The sequence below is a fragment of the Bradyrhizobium sp. USDA 3650 genome (assembly GCF_054057395.1).
Map to the genome: position 1 here is coordinate 7,513,866 of NZ_JBSRZG010000001.1, position 16,016 is coordinate 7,529,881.

Genomic DNA, 16,016 nt, shown 5'->3' on the forward strand with positions numbered 1-16,016 from the left:
CGGATTGCCGGCCGCGACCACGCCTTCCGCGCGCTTATGGTGAACCCGCGCTTAATGCGGGCGCGTGTTGTTTCACCCTTTGTTAGCCATGTCGCGGCACGCTGTCCCCGTCACTCGATCCGAAGCGATCGAACGAAGACGCGTAAACCAGAAGGGTAAGAGTCATGTCCGGTATTGTTCTCTCTGCGTCGGTTCGTCAGAACCTGCTGTCTCTCCAGTCCACCGCTGATCTTCTCGCCACCACACAGAACCGTCTGTCGACCGGCAAGAGCGTCAACTCGGCCCTGGACAATCCCACCAACTTCTTCACCGCACAGTCGCTCGACAACCGCGCCAGCGACATCAACAATCTGCTCGACGGCATCGCCAACGGCGTGCAGGTGCTGCAGGCTGCCAACACCGGCCTGACCTCGCTGCAGAAGCTGATCGACTCTGCGAAGTCGATCGCCAACCAGGCGCTGCAGACCACGGTCGGCTACTCCACCAAGTCCAACGTCTCCACCACGATCTCTGGTGCGACCGCGGCTGACCTGCGTGGCACCACGAGCTTCGCCAGCGCGACCGCGAGCAGCAATGTGCTGTATAACGGCACGGCCGGCGGCACCACGGCGGCGACCGGCACCACGACGCTCGGCGCCACCATCGGCTCCTTTGCAAGCACGGGCGCGACGGCTGGTGACGGCACCACGGCCCTGACCGGCGCCATCACCCTGATCGCCACCAACGGCACGACCGCGACCGGCCTGGCCGGCAACGCCCAGCCTGCCGATGGCGACACGGTGACCGTGAACGGCAAGACCATCACGTTCCGCAGCGGTGCGGCTCCGGCGTCGACCGCCGTTCCGAGCGGTTCGGGCGTCAGCGGCAATCTCGTCACCGACGGCAGCGGCAACACCACCGTCTATCTCGCCACCGCGACCGTCAATGATCTCTTGTCCGCGATCGATCTGGCCAGCGGCGTCAAGACGGTGTCCATCAGCTCCGGCGCTGCGACGATCTCCACGAGCGCCAGCCAGCCAGGTGCTGCCGTCTCGACCGCTGCAGGCGGCGCCGTCACGCTGAAGAGCTCGACGGGTGCGGATCTGAGCGTCACCGGCAAGGCCGACCTGCTCAAAGCTCTCGGCCTGACCACGTCGACTGGTGCTGGGAATGCCACCATCAATGTCCAGCGGACCACCAGCGCGGCCTCACTGGGTGCGACCCTTACGGACGGTTCGTCGCTCAACGTCGATGGTCACACCATCACCTTCAAGAACGCGCCGATCCCGGGATCGACCGGTGCTCCGAGCGTTCCGAGCGGCTTCGGTACCAGCGGTAACATCCTTACCGACGGCAATGGCAACTCGACGGTCTATCTGCAAGCTGGCACGGTCAACGACGTGCTCAAGGCAATCGACCTTGCCACCGGCGTGCAGACCGCGACGATCAACGCCAACGGCACCGCGACGCTTGCGACCGCCACAGGCCAGTCGAACTCGACGATCAATACGTCCGGTCAGCTCAAGCTCTCGACCGGCATCAATGCCGATCTGACGATCACGGGCTCAGGCAACGCGCTGAATGTGTTCGGGCTGGCCGGCAACACCGGCAGCGCGTCGGCATTCACTGCGGCGCGCACCTCCGGTGTCGGCGGCATTGCCGGCAAGACCTTGACCTTCTCCGCTTTCAACGGCGGCACGGCGGTCAACGTCACCTTCGGCGACGGCACCAACGGCACGGTCAAGACGCTCGATCAGCTCAACACGCAGCTTCTGGCCAACAACCTGGCTGCGACGATCGACGCCAACGGCCGGCTGACCATCACTGCGTCCAACGACTACGCGTCCTCGACGATCGGTTCGACCGTCGCAGGCGGTGGCATCGGCGGCACGCTGACTTCGGCGCTGACCTTCTCGACGGCGTCCAGCCCCGTCCAGGATGCGGTTGCACAGACGGCCCGTGCGAACCTGGTGTCTCAGTACAACAACATCCTGAACCAGATCGACACGACCTCGCAGGACTCCTCGTTCAACGGCGTCAATTTGCTGAACGGTGATCAGCTCAAGCTGGTGTTCGACGAGACCGGCAAGTCGAGCCTCAACATCACCGGCGTGACCTACAACTCCAAGGGTCTGGGCCTCGCTGCCTTGACCGTCGGTGTCGACTTCATCGACAACGCCGCGTCCAACCGCGTGCTGACCAACCTGAACGCCGCGTCGAGCACGCTGCGCTCGGAAGCCTCGGCGCTCGGTTCGAACCTCTCGGTGGTGCAGGTGCGTCAGGACTTCAACAAGAACCTGATCAACGTGCTGCAGACCGGTTCGTCCAACCTGACCCTGTCCGACACCAACGTCGAGGCGGCCAACAGCCAGGCGCTGTCGACCCGCCAGTCGATCGCGGTCTCCGCGCTGTCGCTGGCCAACACTTCGCAGCAGAGCGTGCTCCAGCTGCTCCGCTAAGTATCTAATATCGCTAAATAAAATCAGGGCGGCGGGGCCATTTGCCCCGCCGCATTTTTGCGTCCGGAGGCGGGCAGGGACGTTCACCGCGCATTAACCCTATCCCTTAAACCGGCGTTAACCATACTTTAAAGGACAGCCTCTAAGACTGGACAAAAGCCCGCTTTCAAGACCGCGCGGCCGATTCGTACCCGGTTCAAGAGGAAGACTCGCCAATGTCCAACATCGTTCTCTCGGCGTCCGTTCGCCAGAACCTGTTGTCGCTGCAGTCGACGGCCGACTTGCTGGCCACGACGCAGGAGCGGCTGTCGACCGGTAAGAAGGTCAACACGGCGCTCGACAATCCCACCAACTTCTTCACGGCCCAGGGGTTGGACAACCGGGCGAGCGACATCGGCAACTTGCTGGATGGCATCAACAACGGTGTGCAGGTGCTCCAGGCCGCCAACACCGGCATCACCTCGCTGCAGAAGCTGATCGACAGCGCCAAGTCGATCGCCAACCAGGCGCTCCAGACCACGGTCGGCTACTCCACCAAATCGAACGTCTCCACCACGATTCCGGGTGCGACACCCGCCGACCTCCGCGGCACGACCTCCTATGCGAGCGCGACCGCCAAGAGCAACGTGCTCTATACCGGCGCAGCCGGTGGCGTAACCCCGGTCACGGGAACCGCCGCGCTCGGCGCCTCGCTGGGCTCGAACGCCGGCACGAATGTCGGGTTTGCCGCGACCGCGGCCGACGGCACGACGGCACTGTCCGGTACCACCACGCTGGTCGGCACCACGACATCCACCACCTTCGGCGCGCCGCCCGCGGACGGCGACACCATCACGGTCAACGGCAAGACCATCACCTTCCGCACTGGTATCGCCCCGACGACGCAGCCGACCGGCTGGGGCCTCAACCCCAGCGGGCACATCGCAACGGATGGTAACGGCAATTCGATCGTCTACGAGGGAACGCCGGCTGCGCCCGGCGCAACTATCAACGACGTCCTCAGCGCGATCGACCTCGCCAGCGGCGTCAAGACCGCGGCAATCAGTGCAGGCGCGGCAACCATTACGGTCAGCGGCTCGAGCGGTCCGATCGGCACGCTGCAGGTGGCATCGTCCGTCACGGGTGGCCAAGTCACGCTGAAGAGTTCGACCGGCGCCGATCTGAGCCTGACCGGCAAGGCCGACTTCCTCAACAAGCTCGGTCTGACCGCGGCGACTGGCGCGGGCAATGCGAGCGTGACCGCGGACCGATCGACCACCGCGGGCTCGCTCGGTTCGCTCGTTCAGGACGGCTCGACGCTGAACATCGACGGCCACACCATCACTTTCAAGAACGCCCAGTCGCCCCAATCGGCATTGAGCGTGACCTCCGGCGGCGTCAACGGCAACATCGTCACCGACGGCAATGGTAATTCGACCGTCTACCTCCAGAGCGCGACGCTCTCCGATCTGCTCAACTCGATCGACCTTGCCACCGGCGTCAAGACCGCCAGCATCTTCAACGGCTCGGCGACGCTGTCGACCACCGCGGGCCAGATCCCCTCGTCGGTCAACAGCAGCGGTCAGCTTGCGCTCTCCACCGGCATCAACGCCGACCTGTCGATCACCGGCACAGGCAATGCGCTCAACGCGTTCGGTCTCAGCGGCAATACCGGAACGGCGACCGCTTTCGCCGCGGCGCGCAACTCCGGTGTTGGTGGCGTCGCCGGCAAGACGCTGACCTTCACCTCCTTCAACGGCGGCACGCCGGTCAACGTCACCTTCGGCGACGGCACCAACGGCACCGTCAAGACGCTCGACCAGCTCAATGTGCAGCTTCAGGCCAACCACCTGACGGCGACGATCGACGCCAATGGCGTGCTGACAGTCACCACCGTCAACGAGTACGCATCCTCGACCCTCGGCTCGAGTACCGCCGGCGGTACGGTCGGCGGTACGCTCACCGGCGTGCTGGCCTTTACCACCGCGCAGCCACCGATTCAGGATCCCGTCGCGCAGACCGCGCGCTCCGGCCTGGTCAGTCAGTTCAACAACATCCTGGCGCAGATCGACACGACCTCGCAGGACTCGTCCTTCAACGGCGTCAACCTGCTCAACGGCGACACGCTGAAGCTGGTCTTCAACGAGAACGGCAGCTCGACGCTCGGCATCAACGGCGTCGTGTTCAACGCGGCCGGCCTCGGTCTCAGCAATCTCGTTCCAGGCACGGACTTCATCGACAACGGTGCCACCAACAAGGTGCTGGCCAGCCTGAATGCCGCCTCGAGCACGTTGCGCTCCGAGGGTTCTTCGCTCGGTTCGAATCTGTCGATCGTGCAGGTGCGTCAGGACTTCTCCAAGAACCTGATCAACGTTCTGCAGACCGGCTCGGCTAACCTGACGCTGGCCGACACCAACGAGGAAGCGGCGAACAGCCAGGCGCTGTCGACCCGCCAGTCGATCGCGGTGTCCGCGCTGTCGCTGGCCAACCAGTCGCAACAGAGCGTGTTGCAGCTGCTCCGCTAATTTCGCGGCGCAAGATCACTCATCGATTTCGCGGCGGGGCTAACGCTCCGCCGTTCATTTTACGGAGATCGCTAAGGCAGGATTAGCTGAGATCGACGCGCACCACGCGTGACGTGTTTACAGCGTGCACATGCGCGTCTAGCTTCACGATGACGAAGAACTCCCGAGACCCGTAATAATCCGGAGTGCTTCCAAGCACACATGTAAGCAAATCTTAAGCGGTGCTGCCTAGGGTCAGGAAAGAATTCCTTAAGCGCGTTCAACGCGCTAGGTAACCTCCAGGGTGTGATTGATGTCGAATTCCGCTGCCTCGGCCTACGCGCGTGTTGCAACGACCACCGCTTCTCCTCGCGACATCGAAGCGCAGACCCTGCTCAAGGCCGCGAACAAGCTTCAGGATGCGATCAACAGCGCCGAGCCGTTCAGCGAGCAGACCACGCAGGCCCTGATGTTCAATCGCAAGCTCTGGACGATTTTCCTGAGCGAGGCCATGCGCGAGAACAATCCGCAGCCGATCGACGTCCGGCAGAAGATCGCCAACATCAGCGTGTTCGTGCTGAGCCAGACCGCCGCGCTGCAGATGAGCCCGCAGTTCGATCATTTCCGTCCGCTGATCGAAATCAACCGCAATATCGCCGCTGGTCTGTCCGGCCGTCCGTGATCGAGCACGGCTCGTTCCGCTTCGGCAACACCAAATTCATGCTGACGGATAACGGCAAGACGCAGATCAGGAACGTCGTCACCGGTCCCGCGACCGGTTCGAGCGATCTCGATGTTGCCGTTGCGAGGCTCGGCGCCTGATTATCAGGCGCTGCGGTCCGTGCTGGCCGGACGCGAGGGCTCGGATTTCAAATCCTGCGCATGGAAATAGGCCCGCCGGCGCAGCATTGCTTCGTCGGGGAACTGGTTGACCACCGCGTCGGTCCTGTCGTTGACGACCTGGAAGACGAACGACGCCGCCGCCTGGTCGAACACGACCTGGCGTGAGACGTTCTCGTTGCTTCGCAAATCATTGCGTGCAGGCGCGCTCGCCTCGCCAGCGGCCACTGTCTGGCTCACGGGCAGATCGGTTTGCACGGCCTCGTTCGCCGCCGCATTGGACGTCGTTACGATTTGCACGGCGACCGGTATCCCCACCGGCCTGATGCTGAAATCTGTACTCATGGCAGCCTCCTGGTTGCCTCACGTGAGTCAAATCCCAACCCCTCTCAATACGCAACCATGGAACACCAGGATTGAACACCCGGTAAGGAAACGTGCCTAACCGCGCGACGATGTTGCCGCGCGGCTTTTCGTAAAATTGTCGTTTGTTATTGCGCGCGCTCAGAGCGAGCGGCTGACCGCGAGCGGCGTGATGTGGCGTGGGCCCGGCGTGGCGCGGCGTCCCGCGGCCGTGTAGGTGTTCGGCACGTTGCGCTTCTGGATCTCGGCGTTGACGCCGCGCACGACGCTCTCCGACACCGCGTGAGCGGTTGCGAGAACGGTGAGATTGACCTGGAGCATCGCGCGGAATGCATCATGGTGCCGATGCAGCGTCGAGAGCAGCTCGGGCGCGGATTTGGCGAGCTGGGCCTGGTTCGCCTTCAACTGGGTGACGGCGCCGACATAGTTTCGCGACAGCTCCTGCTTCTTGCTCTCGAGGGTCATCGCCTCGCGGACCTGGCCGGCACGTACCAGCTCGGTCTCGCGCTCGATCAGGCCGAGCAGCGCACTCATCGCATCCATCAATTGCTCGGCGATCTTGCGCGCCTCGGCGCTGCCGGGTGCGGTGTTCGGGCGCTGCGCTTGCACCGGCTGACGCGAGGCGTTGAAGTGGTTCATCTCGTTTGACCTTATGCCGTGCGGATCGTTTTTGCCTGCTGCATGATCAGGGTGCGATAGACGTCGGTGGCGATGCCGACGCCGCCGGCGTTGGCGAAATTCTTGGAATATTGCTCGGTCAGCATCGAGCGCCACACGCCGGTGCCAGGGGTGTCGCCGAACGGGCCTTCGCCCTTCAGGCCCGAGGTCATCTGCGAGAACATGCTGTTGAGGAACATCGCCTCGAAGTCGGTGGCGATCTTCTGCGCCTTGGCCTGCTGCTTCGGCGAGACCTTTTGCAGTGCCGCCGCGAGATCGAAGTCCGGCCGGCCGTTGCGGCTCTCCACCGAGAAGGCGGAGCTGGCGACCCGTGCGGTGTTGACCATGCCGGTCTGCATCACATCACCTCGATGTCGGCTTCGATCGCACCGGCGGCCTTGATCGCCTGCAGGATGCTGATGAGATCGCGCGGGCCGATGCCGAGACCGTTGAGGCCGTCGACGAGCTGCTGAAGCGAGACGCCGTCCTTGACGACGGCGAACTTCTTGCCGTCCTCGGTGACGCTGACGCTGCTGCGGGGTGCGACCACGGTCCGGCCCCGCGACAGCGGGTTGGGCTGGCTGACCTGCGGGCTCTCGGAGATCGTGACGGTGAGGTTGCCCTGTGCGACCGCAACGGTGGCGACGCGAACGTCGCGGCCCATCACGATGATGCCGCTGCGTTCGTCGATGATGATCTTGGCGGCGAGATCCGGATCGACCTGGAGCTGCTCGATCTCGGTGAGAAAGGCGACGACGTTGCCCTTGAACTCCGGCGGGATCGCAAGCTGCACGGTCGATGGGTCGATCGGCTCGGCGGTCTTGACGCCGAGATAGTCGTTGATCGCGGCCGCGATCCGCTTGGCCGTGGTGAAGTCGGCATTGCGCAGCGCAAGGCGGACGTTCGGCAGGCGATTGAGCGCGAACTCGATCTCGCGCTCGATGATGGCACCGTTGACAATGCGTCCGACGGTCGGCACGCCACGCACGATTTTCGCCGCCTCACCCTCGGCCTGGAAGCCGGAGATCGCGAGCGAGCCCTGTGCGACCGAATAGACGTTGCCGTCGGCGCCGAGGAGTGGGGTGACGAGCAGGGTGCCGCCCTGGAGATTCTTGGCGTCGCCGAGCGCGGAGACGGTGACGTCCATGCGCGTGCCCTGGGTGGCGAAGGCCGGCAGATTGCCCGTCACCATCACGGCGGCGACGTTGCCGGTGCGGATGGTGGCGCCGCGGATGTTGACGCCCATGCGCTCGAGCATCGCTTGCAGCGACTGCTTGGTGAAGGGGATGTTGTTGAGGGTGTCGCCGGTGCCGTTGAGGCCGACGACGAGGCCGTAGCCGATGAGCTGGTTCTGCCGCACGCCTTCGATGTTGGCGAGATCCTTGATGCGCGATGTCGCGCTTGCAGAATTGACCGAGAGCACCAGCGCTGACAGCGCGGCGCAGGCCACCCCCACAAGTCTCACCCAACGAACGCTTGGCATCCTCTGCTCCCCGAGGCTCCTCAAATCAAAGGACCATCACGACACTCCCATGACGAGCTGGTCCGACGCTGTCCTTGCGAGCGCTGTGCCAACTCGGGGCAGCGGGGGTAGGTCGCTGAATAGGTTGTATAAATCTGTTTCGAGCGACCCCAGCCTGTGTTGTCCCTGAGGAGCGAAACTGCCGCCTGTCGGCAGATTTTGCCGGGCTGTTTACGGGCCGTTAACCATAAAACGGCGAATGTGGCGCATCGATCACCCGGATTGCTTCCGATGCGCATCTACGGACCGAACGGCACCACGCTTGGAACGCCGGCCAGCCAGGCCAGGCGGACGAGCTCCGGCGGCTTCGTGCTGCCCGACGCCTCGTCGGCGCCGGAGACGCGGGGCGCCGCCGCACCGAAGGCGGCCGCCAACATCGACGGGCTGCTCGCGCTGCAAGGCATCGAGGAGGATCCCGTCGAGCGTCGCAAGCGCTCGGTCGTGCGCGGAAAGACCGCGCTCGACGTGCTCGACGATCTCAAGATGGGACTTCTCTCGGGCAAGCTCGACGCCTCGACCGTGATGCGGCTGCGTGACGCTGCGGCGAACCTCAAATCGTCCTCCGGCGACCCCGGCCTGGATTCGGTGCTGTCCGAGATCGAGCTGCGCGTCGAGGTCGAGCTCGCCAAGGCCGGGCAGGCATAGCGCCTTACGCCGCTTCATCCTTCAACTGCGAATCGTAGCGGCGCTGGGCGGCGAGCACGTCTTTCAGATTCTGCTCGGCCCAATCGCGCAGGGGATCGACGGCTGCAGCGAGCGTCACGCCGAGCTGCGTGATCGAGTATTCCACGGTCACCGGCACGGTTGCGATGGCGTGACGCTTGAGCAATCCGTCGCGCTCGAGCGACTTGAGAACCTGGCTCAACATCTTCTGCGAAATGCCTTCGATCGTCCGGCGCAACTGATTGAAGCGCATCGGCTCCTCGCGCAGGAGCAGCAGGATCAGCACCGCCCATTTGTCACCGACGCGGTCGAGGATCTGTCGCGTGGGGCAGTTCGCTGCATAGACGTCTGGCTTCATCGTCGGGTCCTCACGATCCATTCCGCTTATTTGGCGGCCGGCGCCGGTTACTCCTGTGTAATCAGGTAAGCACAAAGTGCTCTCTTAACACCAGCATTCTTTACGATATCTAGTCACTGTTAGTTACCACAAAAGCAAAGGAGCCTTCCATGAAAATCGCAGTTGCCGGCGCCTCGGGCCGGGCCGGGTCGGAGATCACCAAGGAACTGTCCCGCCGCGGCCACGCGGTCACGGCGATCGCCCGCAACCCCGAGAAGATCGCGGTCCTGCCGAACGTCACCCCCAGCAAGGGAGATGTGCTCGACCAGTCAGGCCTTGCCAAGCTGTGGGCCGGGCACGACGTCGCCGTGAGTTCCGTGCACTTCCTGGCCAGCGACGCGCTCAAGCTGATCGGTGCGGCCAGGGACTCCAAGGTCGGCCGTTACCTCGTCGTCGGCGGGGCCGGCAGCCTGGAGGTCGCTCCGGGCGTTAAGCTGGTGACAACTCCCGGTTTTCCGGCTCAGTACAAGGCTGAGGCGGAGGCCGGTTCGGCCTTTCTCGACCTGCTGCGGCAGGAAAAGGAGCTGAACTGGACCTTCATCTCGCCGTCGGCCCTGTTCATCGAGGGGGAGCGCACCGGCAAGTTCCGGCTTGGCAGCGATCAGCTTCTCGCAGATGCGAACGGCAAAAGCTGGATCACCTTCGCGGATTACGCCATCGCGCTCGCCGACGAGATCGAGCGGCCGGCCCATGAGAGGCAACGTTTCACGGTCGGCTACTAGGTCTACGGCCGCTCCCGGGCCCTTCAGGATAAACCTTTCCTGTGCAAGGGCTTGGGGGCGCCGGTCGGGCGATCAGGGAAACATTGTCTGTCACAGGAGGCCGCTATATAACGCCCCGCTCAGCGGACCCCGTTCCGCGTACGAGTCGTTGCTTAGACAGATAGGCCGCCCTTGGAAAAGTTGAAAAACTACCGACCGACCGAAAAAGAGCCTTTCATGAACGACAGGCAGAAGGAGTACTTCCGCTTGAAGCTCCTCGCCTGGAAGGATGAGATCCTCAAAGAGTCCAAGCTCACCCTGCAAGCGCTGCAGGAGGAGAACGTGAACCACCCCGATCTCGCCGATCGGGCATCGTCCGAAACCGACCGCGCCATCGAACTCCGTGCCCGCGACCGCCAGCGCAAGTTGATCGCCAAGATCGACGCCGCGCTCCAGCGTATCGAGGACAACACCTATGGCTATTGCGAGGACACCGGCGAGCCGATCTCGTTGAAGCGGCTCGAGGCCCGTCCCATCGCGACGCTCTCGGTGGAGGCGCAGGAGCGCCACGAGAAACGCGAGAAGGTCTATCGCGACGAATAGAGTCCGAGCCGCAGCGATGCGGCTCTTTGTTTTTGAACGCAAGGCGCGCCTTTTCGCGTCGTGATCAGCATTTTGCCTGTCGCTTGCAACCGTGCGTTCGGCGCGCGAGCGGAATCACGAAAAGTGAATCGCGATCAATGGGCTAGACTCAACTCCTCCGAGCTCACGTGAGTTCAGATGAGAAACAGCCTTCACTTCAAGTGCGGGAGGTTTTGCGAATCGCATCAAGGACATCGACTCGAATGCTGAGGCACTGGTCCAGCAGCTTCAGGCATTGCTGCAATCAGGCCTGGTGCGACGCTGCAAGGTGCGCATCCCCATATAGCCCGGACCAGCTCAATATTTCCTTAAACGCCGGCGCAGCCGATGAGGCTTGCCGTGATGTGGCCGATCAGCGCCCGCAGCTCATTCCAGCTCGGGCTGGCAATGACGTGCGGCCGCGCGGCCCCGCGCTTGTCACGCCCCGGCGGGGATGCTGAAGTACCGCCCTCGATTGTGGTGTGTAGGAGCGGGCGCCGATGGACACAATTCTCGCAGCCGCAAAGGCGATCGCGCTGGCGCGCCGCAACCATGCGCCGCTCGCGGCGCTCGAAGTTCCTCCTGCCGATGAAGCCGAGGGCTATCAGGTCCAGCGCGCGCTGCACGATCTGCTGCTGCCGCATGCCGGCCCGCTGGTCGGCTACAAGATCGGCTGCACCAGCCAGGTGATGCAGGATTACATCGGCATTCCACACCCTTGCGGCGGCGGCGTGTTCCAGAAAGGCGTGCACGACAGCGGCGTGCAGCTCGCGGCTGCCGACTATGTCCGCGTCGGCGTCGAATGCGAGATCGCGGTGCGGCTGAAGCGCAATCTCGCCGCCGGCGAGGCGCCGTTCACGGCCGAATGGGTCGGCGAAGCCGTCGAGGCCTATCATCCCGCGATCGAGATCGTCGACGACCGCTATGTGAAGTGGGAGACGATGGGCGCGCCGACGTTGATCGCCGACGATTTCTTCGCCGCCGGCTGCGTGCTGGGCGAGGTCGTGCCGCGCTCGTCGGTGCCGGACCTGAAGGCCATCAAAGGCCGCGCCATCGTCAACGGAGAAGAGGTCAGCCACGGCACCGGCGCCGACGTGCTCGGCCATCCCCACAACGCACTCGCCTGGCTCGCCAACCATCTCGCCGCCGAGGGCAAGGGTCTTCACGCGGGACAGCTGGTGCTGACGGGGAGCCTGGTCAAGACGCTGTGGCTGAAGGCCGGCGACAAGGTGCGGATGGAACTGGACGGGCTGGGGACGGTGGAGGCGGAGTTTACGTGATCTCTCCGCGTCCTTGCGAGCGAAGCAAAGCAATCAAGAGTCCCTCCGCGGAGAGGCTCTGGATTGCTTCGCTGCGCTCGCAATGACGGAGGTTGGGGCCGCGGCGTCGCTACGATCGTGCACCTGGCCGGCTGTACGCAGCGGCACCATCGCCAAAATACATGCGGCCCTCGCCAGGGGAGCTAGCGAGGGCCGCGTTGTACATCGTCGTCCGCGCCTAGGTTCGCGAACACGATGTGGGAGCTCGGGAGAAGGCTAGAAGGGCAGCAGCACGTCCATGACTTGCTGGCCGTAGCGCGGTTGCTGCACGTCCATGATCTGGCCGCGGCCGCCGTAGGCGATGCGGGCCTGCGCGATCTTGGTGGAATCGATGGTGTTGTCGCTCTGGATGTCTTCGGGACGGACGATGCCGGCGACGATGAGCTCGCGGATTTCGTAGTTGACGCGGATCTCCTGCTTGCCTTCGACCACGAGGTTGCCGTTGGGCAGGACCTGGGTGACGACGGCCGCGACGTTGGTCTGCAACGCTTCCTTGCGGTCCACGCTTCCTTTGCCCTCGCTGGACGCGGTCGAGTCGGCGGTGAGGATACGGCCGGGCAAGACCTTCTGTGCTTGGGCGCCCAATGTCTTGGCGCCGATGAAGTCGGTGATCCCGGAATCTTCCTTGTTGGTGCGGCTGCGCTGGGTGTCGTTTTCGATATTGGCCTTGTCGGTGATGTTCACGGCCACCGTCAGGAGATCGCCGACCTGATGGGCGCGTTGGTCCTTGAAGAAGGCGCGGCTGCCGTTCCGCCACAGCGAGTTCGGATTGTAGGAGGCGACTTCCGGCTTCGGCATCGGCATCTGCACTGGCTTGTAGCCGGGCTGCGTCGTCGGATTGTCGATCGCCGACAATTTCGGCTGCTCGCCGATCTGCGACAAACGGTCGATCGAGGAGCAGCCGCTCGCCAGCGTGCAAGTCGCCAGCAGCAGGGCAGAGATCGCGATGCGACGGGGCCGAAAAGCCGAACTGAACGTGGACATGACTTACTCTGACTTGGCTGGAGCTTGCGAGACGCGAACTTGCGGGATCTGGGCTTGCGCGATCTGGGCCGGCGATGCCGGGGCCTGGACCAGGTTCCGGACGAGGGCTGCGGTATCGACGGGGGCGGGCGCCTCGTCGCGCTTGAGCGACGAGGTCTGCTCGACCGCGGCCGGCATCGGCGCGGCCTGGCTGGCGCCCTGGACCGTCACCTGGCCGCGGCCGGTGACGACGCCGCTCAGCGTGCGCTTGGTCTGCAGGTTGAGCACGCTGATGGTGTCGCCCTCGGCGCCGCTCTCGATCGCCTTGCCGCGCGTGGTGAGATAGATTCCGGGGACCTGATAGATGACGGTGACGTTCTGGTCGCGCTGCACGAAGTCGGGCTTGACGATGTCGGCGACGCGGATCGGCGTCCCCGCCCGCATCGGCCGGCGGAGCTGCATGCCGAGCGTGCGATCGCGCGAGGCGGCCTCACCCGTGACCTCGGCCTTCGGCCGGCGTTCCATGGCGACGTCGGAGGCCTTCAGGAGATCGACGCGATCGATGTCGCGCGTCAGCACGGCTACTTCCACCGTCTCGATCGCGTTGCCGGTGAAACGCAGCTTGGTCGGCGCCGGATTGTTGTCGTTGTTGATCTCGAAGGCGATGTCGAAACGGCCGCTGCGGGCGTCGTAGCGGGTTGCGACTGGCTGCAGCACGCCGGTGTTGGAGGCATCCAACCGCATGTCGGCGATGCCGCGGTCGAACGTGACGGTGATGTTGGCGGCGTCGCCAAGTCCGAAGCGGCGCTCGAGCGCCGCGGCGACCGCGGTTTCGAGGTCCTTGTTCACGAGCGTGCGGGCGAGACGGGTGACCTGGACCTCCTTGAGGTCGCCGGTCATCACGCCGATCACCTGCTTTGCGCGCAACACCGCCAGCACTTGCGCGACCGGCAGCGCACCGGTGGTGCCGAGATCGGGCGAGCGGTAGACCGGGATCAGCGCGGCCGAGCCGGCATTGTCGATGAGATCGCCGACCCGCACCACGTCCGAGGTCACGGTGATGCTCGCGCGCAGCGTCGGCGTCGCGATGAAATCGTCGGCGGCCCGTGCGGGCAGCGCCAGCACGAGGAGAGCGGAGATGGTGGCGAGGGCGGTGCGGATCATCGTCATCACCTCAGCGGAACAGCGCCGTGGTCGACTGCATCATCTGGTCGGCGGCGCTGATCACCTTGGCGTTCATCTCGTAGGCGCGCTGGGCGGCGATCAGGTCGCTCATTTCCGAGACGACGTCGACATTGGCCTGCTCGAGGCTGCTCTGGGTGATGTTGCCGAAACCTTCGGAGCTCGCGGTGCCGTCCTGCGGCGGGCCGGAGGAGGGCGTCTCGGTGAACTGATTGTTGCCGACCGGCTGAAGGCCCGCCTTGTTGATGAATCGGGTCAGGCCGATCTGGCCCTGGACGGCCGAGGTCGATGAACCCGGCAGCGTCACCGAGACCTGGCCCTGCACGTTGATGGTGAGGCCCGAGGCGTTGTTCGGGATCGTGATCGTCGGTTGCACCGGGTTGCCCTGCGCCGTGACGATGCGCCCCTGATTGTCCATCTGGAAGGTGCCGTCGCGGGTGTACTGGTAGCTGCCGTCGGGCATCAGGATCTTGAAGAAGCCTTCGCCCGTGATGGCCATGTCGAGGTCGTTGCCGGTCTGCGACAGCGTGCCCTGGGTCATGCTGCGCGGCGTGCCGACGGTCTTGACGCCGCCGCCGATGTCGACGCCGACGGGCAGGATGGTGCCCTGGTCGGACGACTGGGCGCCGACCCGGCGGACGTGTTCGTAGATCAGGTCCTGGAACGCCGCGGTCTGCTTCTTGAAGCCGGTGGTGCGCAGGTTCGCGATGTTGTTGGAGATCACCTGAACGTTGAGTTCCTGTGCCGCCATTCCGGTTGCTGCGGTGTGAAGCGCCTGCATGTCAGTTCTCCCTCAATCAGGCCGGAACGTCGGCGAGCTTCTCGATCGCCGATTTGTGCATGTCACTCTGCTGCTGGAGCAGGGTGGCCATGGCGGTGTAGCTGCGCATGACCTCGACCATGCGGCTCATCTCGCCGACCGAGTTCACGTTCGACTTCTCGACATAGCCTTGCTGCACGGTCGACTTGGTGTCGGTCTGCGGGACCGCGGAGCCGATGTTGTAAAGGTTGGCGCCGAGCTTGGTCAGCTTGGCCGGATCGTCGAACGAGGCCATGCGGATCTTGCCGCGGATCGAGTCGTTCTTGGCCGTGCCCTCGAGCACCGTGACGGTGCCGTCCGGCGCGACGTTGATGTCGTGATCGGTCGGCTGGAAGGTGATCGGGCCGCTGGTGCCCAGCACGAGGTTGCCGTCGGAGGTGACGAGCTGGCCGGTGCTGTTGAGCGAGAATTTGCCGTCGCGGGTGTAGCGCTCGGCGCCATTGGCCTGCACGGCGAAATAGGCGTTACCGCTGATCGCCATGTCGAGCGGATTCTTGGTCGGCTCCATCGGCCCCTGGCCGACGTCGCGGAAGGTGCCGCGATCCTGCACATAGGAGACCCGGCGGTCGGAGCCGACGAAATTGTCCTCACGCGCGTTCGAGTTGAGGTACTCCTCGAACAGCGAATGGTCGGCCTTGAAGCCGTTGGTGTTGGCGTTGGCGACGTTGTTGGCGATGACATCCATCTGCCGTTCCAACGTCATCTGTCGTGACAAGCCGATCAGAAGCGCGTTCTGCATCGGAAATCTCCCCTGAGTGAGATCCGCCAGCTCGCTCTCCCAAGCGCAGTGGCCGATCCCGTGAACGAGACCTCGGGTTCTCCCAAACCCTGGGTCTCGATCCTTTCTCAGCGAAACTCGTGCCAAGCTGGAAAACTTTTCAATTTCAATGTGTTGACTGTTTTTCGAGGGCACGGGGAGGCGGCAGAAAGGGTCTGTTAGCCATGTTTGCCCGGCAGATTTTTCCTAGCGAAGGCCCGATCGAAAGGTTCCGTTAACCATTATTACCGTAGCGTTTGGGCGTAAGAGGAGCACTGCGCTGGGGCATT

Annotated in this window: 17 protein-coding genes; 8 read left to right on the forward strand and 9 right to left on the reverse strand. The window is 64.0% G+C overall.

Annotation, left to right across the window (positions count from 1 at the left end; translation table 11 throughout):
* Nucleotides 1-164: 164 nt before the first annotated feature.
* The 4 genes from ACVIN2_RS35290 to ACVIN2_RS35305 all read left to right on the forward strand — a co-directional run bounded on the left by ACVIN2_RS35290 (nt 165) and on the right by ACVIN2_RS35305 (nt 5,743).
* Entirely contained in the window at nt 165-2,438 is a 2,274-nt protein-coding gene (locus tag ACVIN2_RS35290; RefSeq protein ID WP_456769141.1) for a DUF1522 domain-containing protein, read from the forward strand.
* Between the two features lie 215 nt (nt 2,439-2,653).
* Nucleotides 2,654-4,942, forward strand: coding sequence for a DUF1522 domain-containing protein (locus ACVIN2_RS35295; RefSeq protein WP_456769142.1), 2,289 nt, complete (start codon nt 2,654-2,656; stop codon nt 4,940-4,942).
* A gap of 292 nt (nt 4,943-5,234) precedes the next feature.
* Nucleotides 5,235-5,603, forward strand: a complete 369-nt coding sequence (gene flaF / locus ACVIN2_RS35300) for a flagellar biosynthesis regulator FlaF (RefSeq protein WP_007612319.1) — start codon at nt 5,235-5,237, stop codon at nt 5,601-5,603.
* Nucleotides 5,600-5,743 (forward strand): hypothetical protein, encoded by a 144-nt coding sequence (locus ACVIN2_RS35305; RefSeq protein ID WP_456769143.1) that lies wholly within the window; start codon nt 5,600-5,602, stop codon nt 5,741-5,743. Before flaF ends, ACVIN2_RS35305 begins: the two co-directional genes overlap by 4 nt.
* Before the next feature lie 3 nt (nt 5,744-5,746).
* Here the strand turns inward: ACVIN2_RS35305 and ACVIN2_RS35310 are convergent, their stop codons facing one another.
* The 4 genes from ACVIN2_RS35310 to ACVIN2_RS35325 all read right to left on the reverse strand — a co-directional run bounded on the left by ACVIN2_RS35310 (nt 5,747) and on the right by ACVIN2_RS35325 (nt 8,264).
* Complete coding sequence (locus ACVIN2_RS35310) at nt 5,747-6,106, reverse strand: hypothetical protein (protein WP_247406883.1); 360 nt, start codon at nt 6,104-6,106, stop codon at nt 5,747-5,749.
* Nucleotides 6,107-6,265: 159 nt separating this feature from the next.
* Nucleotides 6,266-6,763: a hypothetical protein gene (locus ACVIN2_RS35315; RefSeq protein WP_027518929.1), complete on the reverse strand. Its 498-nt coding sequence runs from the start codon at nt 6,761-6,763 to the stop codon at nt 6,266-6,268.
* An 11-nt stretch (nt 6,764-6,774) separates the two neighbouring features.
* Complete coding sequence (flgJ, locus tag ACVIN2_RS35320; protein WP_063995718.1) at nt 6,775-7,140, reverse strand: flagellar assembly peptidoglycan hydrolase FlgJ; 366 nt, start codon at nt 7,138-7,140, stop codon at nt 6,775-6,777.
* Complete coding sequence (locus tag ACVIN2_RS35325) at nt 7,140-8,264, reverse strand: flagellar basal body P-ring protein FlgI (protein WP_007602120.1); 1,125 nt, start codon at nt 8,262-8,264, stop codon at nt 7,140-7,142. Before ACVIN2_RS35325 ends, flgJ begins: the two co-directional genes overlap by 1 nt.
* Nucleotides 8,265-8,534: 270 nt before the next feature.
* Here ACVIN2_RS35325 and ACVIN2_RS35330 point away from each other — a divergent pair, with 270 nt between their 5' ends.
* The gene (locus ACVIN2_RS35330) at nt 8,535-8,948 is read left to right on the forward strand and encodes a flagellar assembly protein FliX (protein ID WP_456769144.1); all 414 of its coding nucleotides are present in this window, start codon (nt 8,535-8,537) and stop codon (nt 8,946-8,948) included.
* Nucleotides 8,949-8,952: 4 nt separating this feature from the next.
* Here the strand turns inward: ACVIN2_RS35330 and ACVIN2_RS35335 are convergent, their stop codons facing one another.
* Entirely contained in the window at nt 8,953-9,324 is a 372-nt protein-coding gene (locus ACVIN2_RS35335) for a winged helix-turn-helix transcriptional regulator (protein WP_007602122.1), read from the reverse strand.
* Between the two features lie 149 nt (nt 9,325-9,473).
* Here ACVIN2_RS35335 and ACVIN2_RS35340 point away from each other — a divergent pair, with 149 nt between their 5' ends.
* The 3 genes from ACVIN2_RS35340 (at nt 9,474) to ACVIN2_RS35350 (ending at nt 11,965) form a co-directional block, all read left to right on the forward strand.
* Complete coding sequence (locus ACVIN2_RS35340; protein WP_456769145.1) at nt 9,474-10,085, forward strand: NAD(P)-dependent oxidoreductase; 612 nt, start codon at nt 9,474-9,476, stop codon at nt 10,083-10,085.
* A gap of 216 nt (nt 10,086-10,301) precedes the next feature.
* Nucleotides 10,302-10,667, forward strand: a complete 366-nt coding sequence (dksA, locus tag ACVIN2_RS35345; RefSeq protein WP_008554760.1) for an RNA polymerase-binding protein DksA — start codon at nt 10,302-10,304, stop codon at nt 10,665-10,667.
* 518 nt (nt 10,668-11,185) lie between these two features.
* Nucleotides 11,186-11,965, forward strand: a complete 780-nt coding sequence (locus tag ACVIN2_RS35350; RefSeq protein WP_456769146.1) for a 2-keto-4-pentenoate hydratase — start codon at nt 11,186-11,188, stop codon at nt 11,963-11,965.
* Between the two features lie 255 nt (nt 11,966-12,220).
* Here ACVIN2_RS35350 and flgH read toward each other — a convergent pair whose 3' ends face one another.
* The 4 genes from flgH to flgF are packed head-to-tail and all read right to left on the reverse strand — an operon-like array spanning nt 12,221 to nt 15,708.
* Nucleotides 12,221-12,988, reverse strand: a complete 768-nt coding sequence (flgH, locus tag ACVIN2_RS35355; protein WP_456769147.1) for a flagellar basal body L-ring protein FlgH — start codon at nt 12,986-12,988, stop codon at nt 12,221-12,223.
* A gap of 3 nt (nt 12,989-12,991) precedes the next feature.
* Entirely contained in the window at nt 12,992-14,131 is a 1,140-nt protein-coding gene (gene flgA / locus ACVIN2_RS35360) for a flagellar basal body P-ring formation chaperone FlgA (RefSeq protein WP_456769148.1), read from the reverse strand.
* A 10-nt stretch (nt 14,132-14,141) separates the two neighbouring features.
* Complete coding sequence (flgG, locus tag ACVIN2_RS35365; RefSeq protein WP_007602131.1) at nt 14,142-14,930, reverse strand: flagellar basal-body rod protein FlgG; 789 nt, start codon at nt 14,928-14,930, stop codon at nt 14,142-14,144.
* Between the two features lie 16 nt (nt 14,931-14,946).
* On the reverse strand, nt 14,947-15,708 hold the full coding sequence (flgF, locus tag ACVIN2_RS35370; RefSeq protein WP_456769149.1) for a flagellar basal-body rod protein FlgF: 762 nt from the start codon (nt 15,706-15,708) through the stop codon (nt 14,947-14,949).
* Nucleotides 15,709-16,016: the final 308 nt, after the last annotated feature.

Excerpts from the sequence above, each read along its gene's own strand:
- ACVIN2_RS35290 (WP_456769141.1), top strand. The coding sequence starts at position 165 with ATGTCCGGTATTGTTCTCTCTGCGTCGGTTCGTCAGAACCTGCTGTCT.
- ACVIN2_RS35295 (WP_456769142.1), top strand. The coding sequence starts at position 2,654 with ATGTCCAACATCGTTCTCTCGGCGTCCGTTCGCCAGAACCTGTTGTCG.
- flaF (WP_007612319.1), top strand. The coding sequence starts at position 5,235 with ATGTCGAATTCCGCTGCCTCGGCCTACGCGCGTGTTGCAACGACCACC.
- ACVIN2_RS35310 (WP_247406883.1), bottom strand. The coding sequence starts at position 6,106 with ATGAGTACAGATTTCAGCATCAGGCCGGTGGGGATACCGGTCGCCGTG.
- ACVIN2_RS35315 (WP_027518929.1), bottom strand. The coding sequence starts at position 6,763 with ATGAACCACTTCAACGCCTCGCGTCAGCCGGTGCAAGCGCAGCGCCCG.
- flgJ (WP_063995718.1), bottom strand. The coding sequence starts at position 7,140 with ATGCAGACCGGCATGGTCAACACCGCACGGGTCGCCAGCTCCGCCTTC.
- ACVIN2_RS35325 (WP_007602120.1), bottom strand. The coding sequence starts at position 8,264 with ATGCCAAGCGTTCGTTGGGTGAGACTTGTGGGGGTGGCCTGCGCCGCG.
- ACVIN2_RS35330 (WP_456769144.1), top strand. The coding sequence starts at position 8,535 with ATGCGCATCTACGGACCGAACGGCACCACGCTTGGAACGCCGGCCAGC.
- ACVIN2_RS35335 (WP_007602122.1), bottom strand. The coding sequence starts at position 9,324 with ATGAAGCCAGACGTCTATGCAGCGAACTGCCCCACGCGACAGATCCTC.
- ACVIN2_RS35340 (WP_456769145.1), top strand. The coding sequence starts at position 9,474 with ATGAAAATCGCAGTTGCCGGCGCCTCGGGCCGGGCCGGGTCGGAGATC.
- dksA (WP_008554760.1), top strand. The coding sequence starts at position 10,302 with ATGAACGACAGGCAGAAGGAGTACTTCCGCTTGAAGCTCCTCGCCTGG.
- ACVIN2_RS35350 (WP_456769146.1), top strand. The coding sequence starts at position 11,186 with ATGGACACAATTCTCGCAGCCGCAAAGGCGATCGCGCTGGCGCGCCGC.
- flgH (WP_456769147.1), bottom strand. The coding sequence starts at position 12,988 with ATGTCCACGTTCAGTTCGGCTTTTCGGCCCCGTCGCATCGCGATCTCT.
- flgA (WP_456769148.1), bottom strand. The coding sequence starts at position 14,131 with ATGATCCGCACCGCCCTCGCCACCATCTCCGCTCTCCTCGTGCTGGCG.
- flgG (WP_007602131.1), bottom strand. The coding sequence starts at position 14,930 with ATGCAGGCGCTTCACACCGCAGCAACCGGAATGGCGGCACAGGAACTC.
- flgF (WP_456769149.1), bottom strand. The coding sequence starts at position 15,708 with ATGCAGAACGCGCTTCTGATCGGCTTGTCACGACAGATGACGTTGGAA.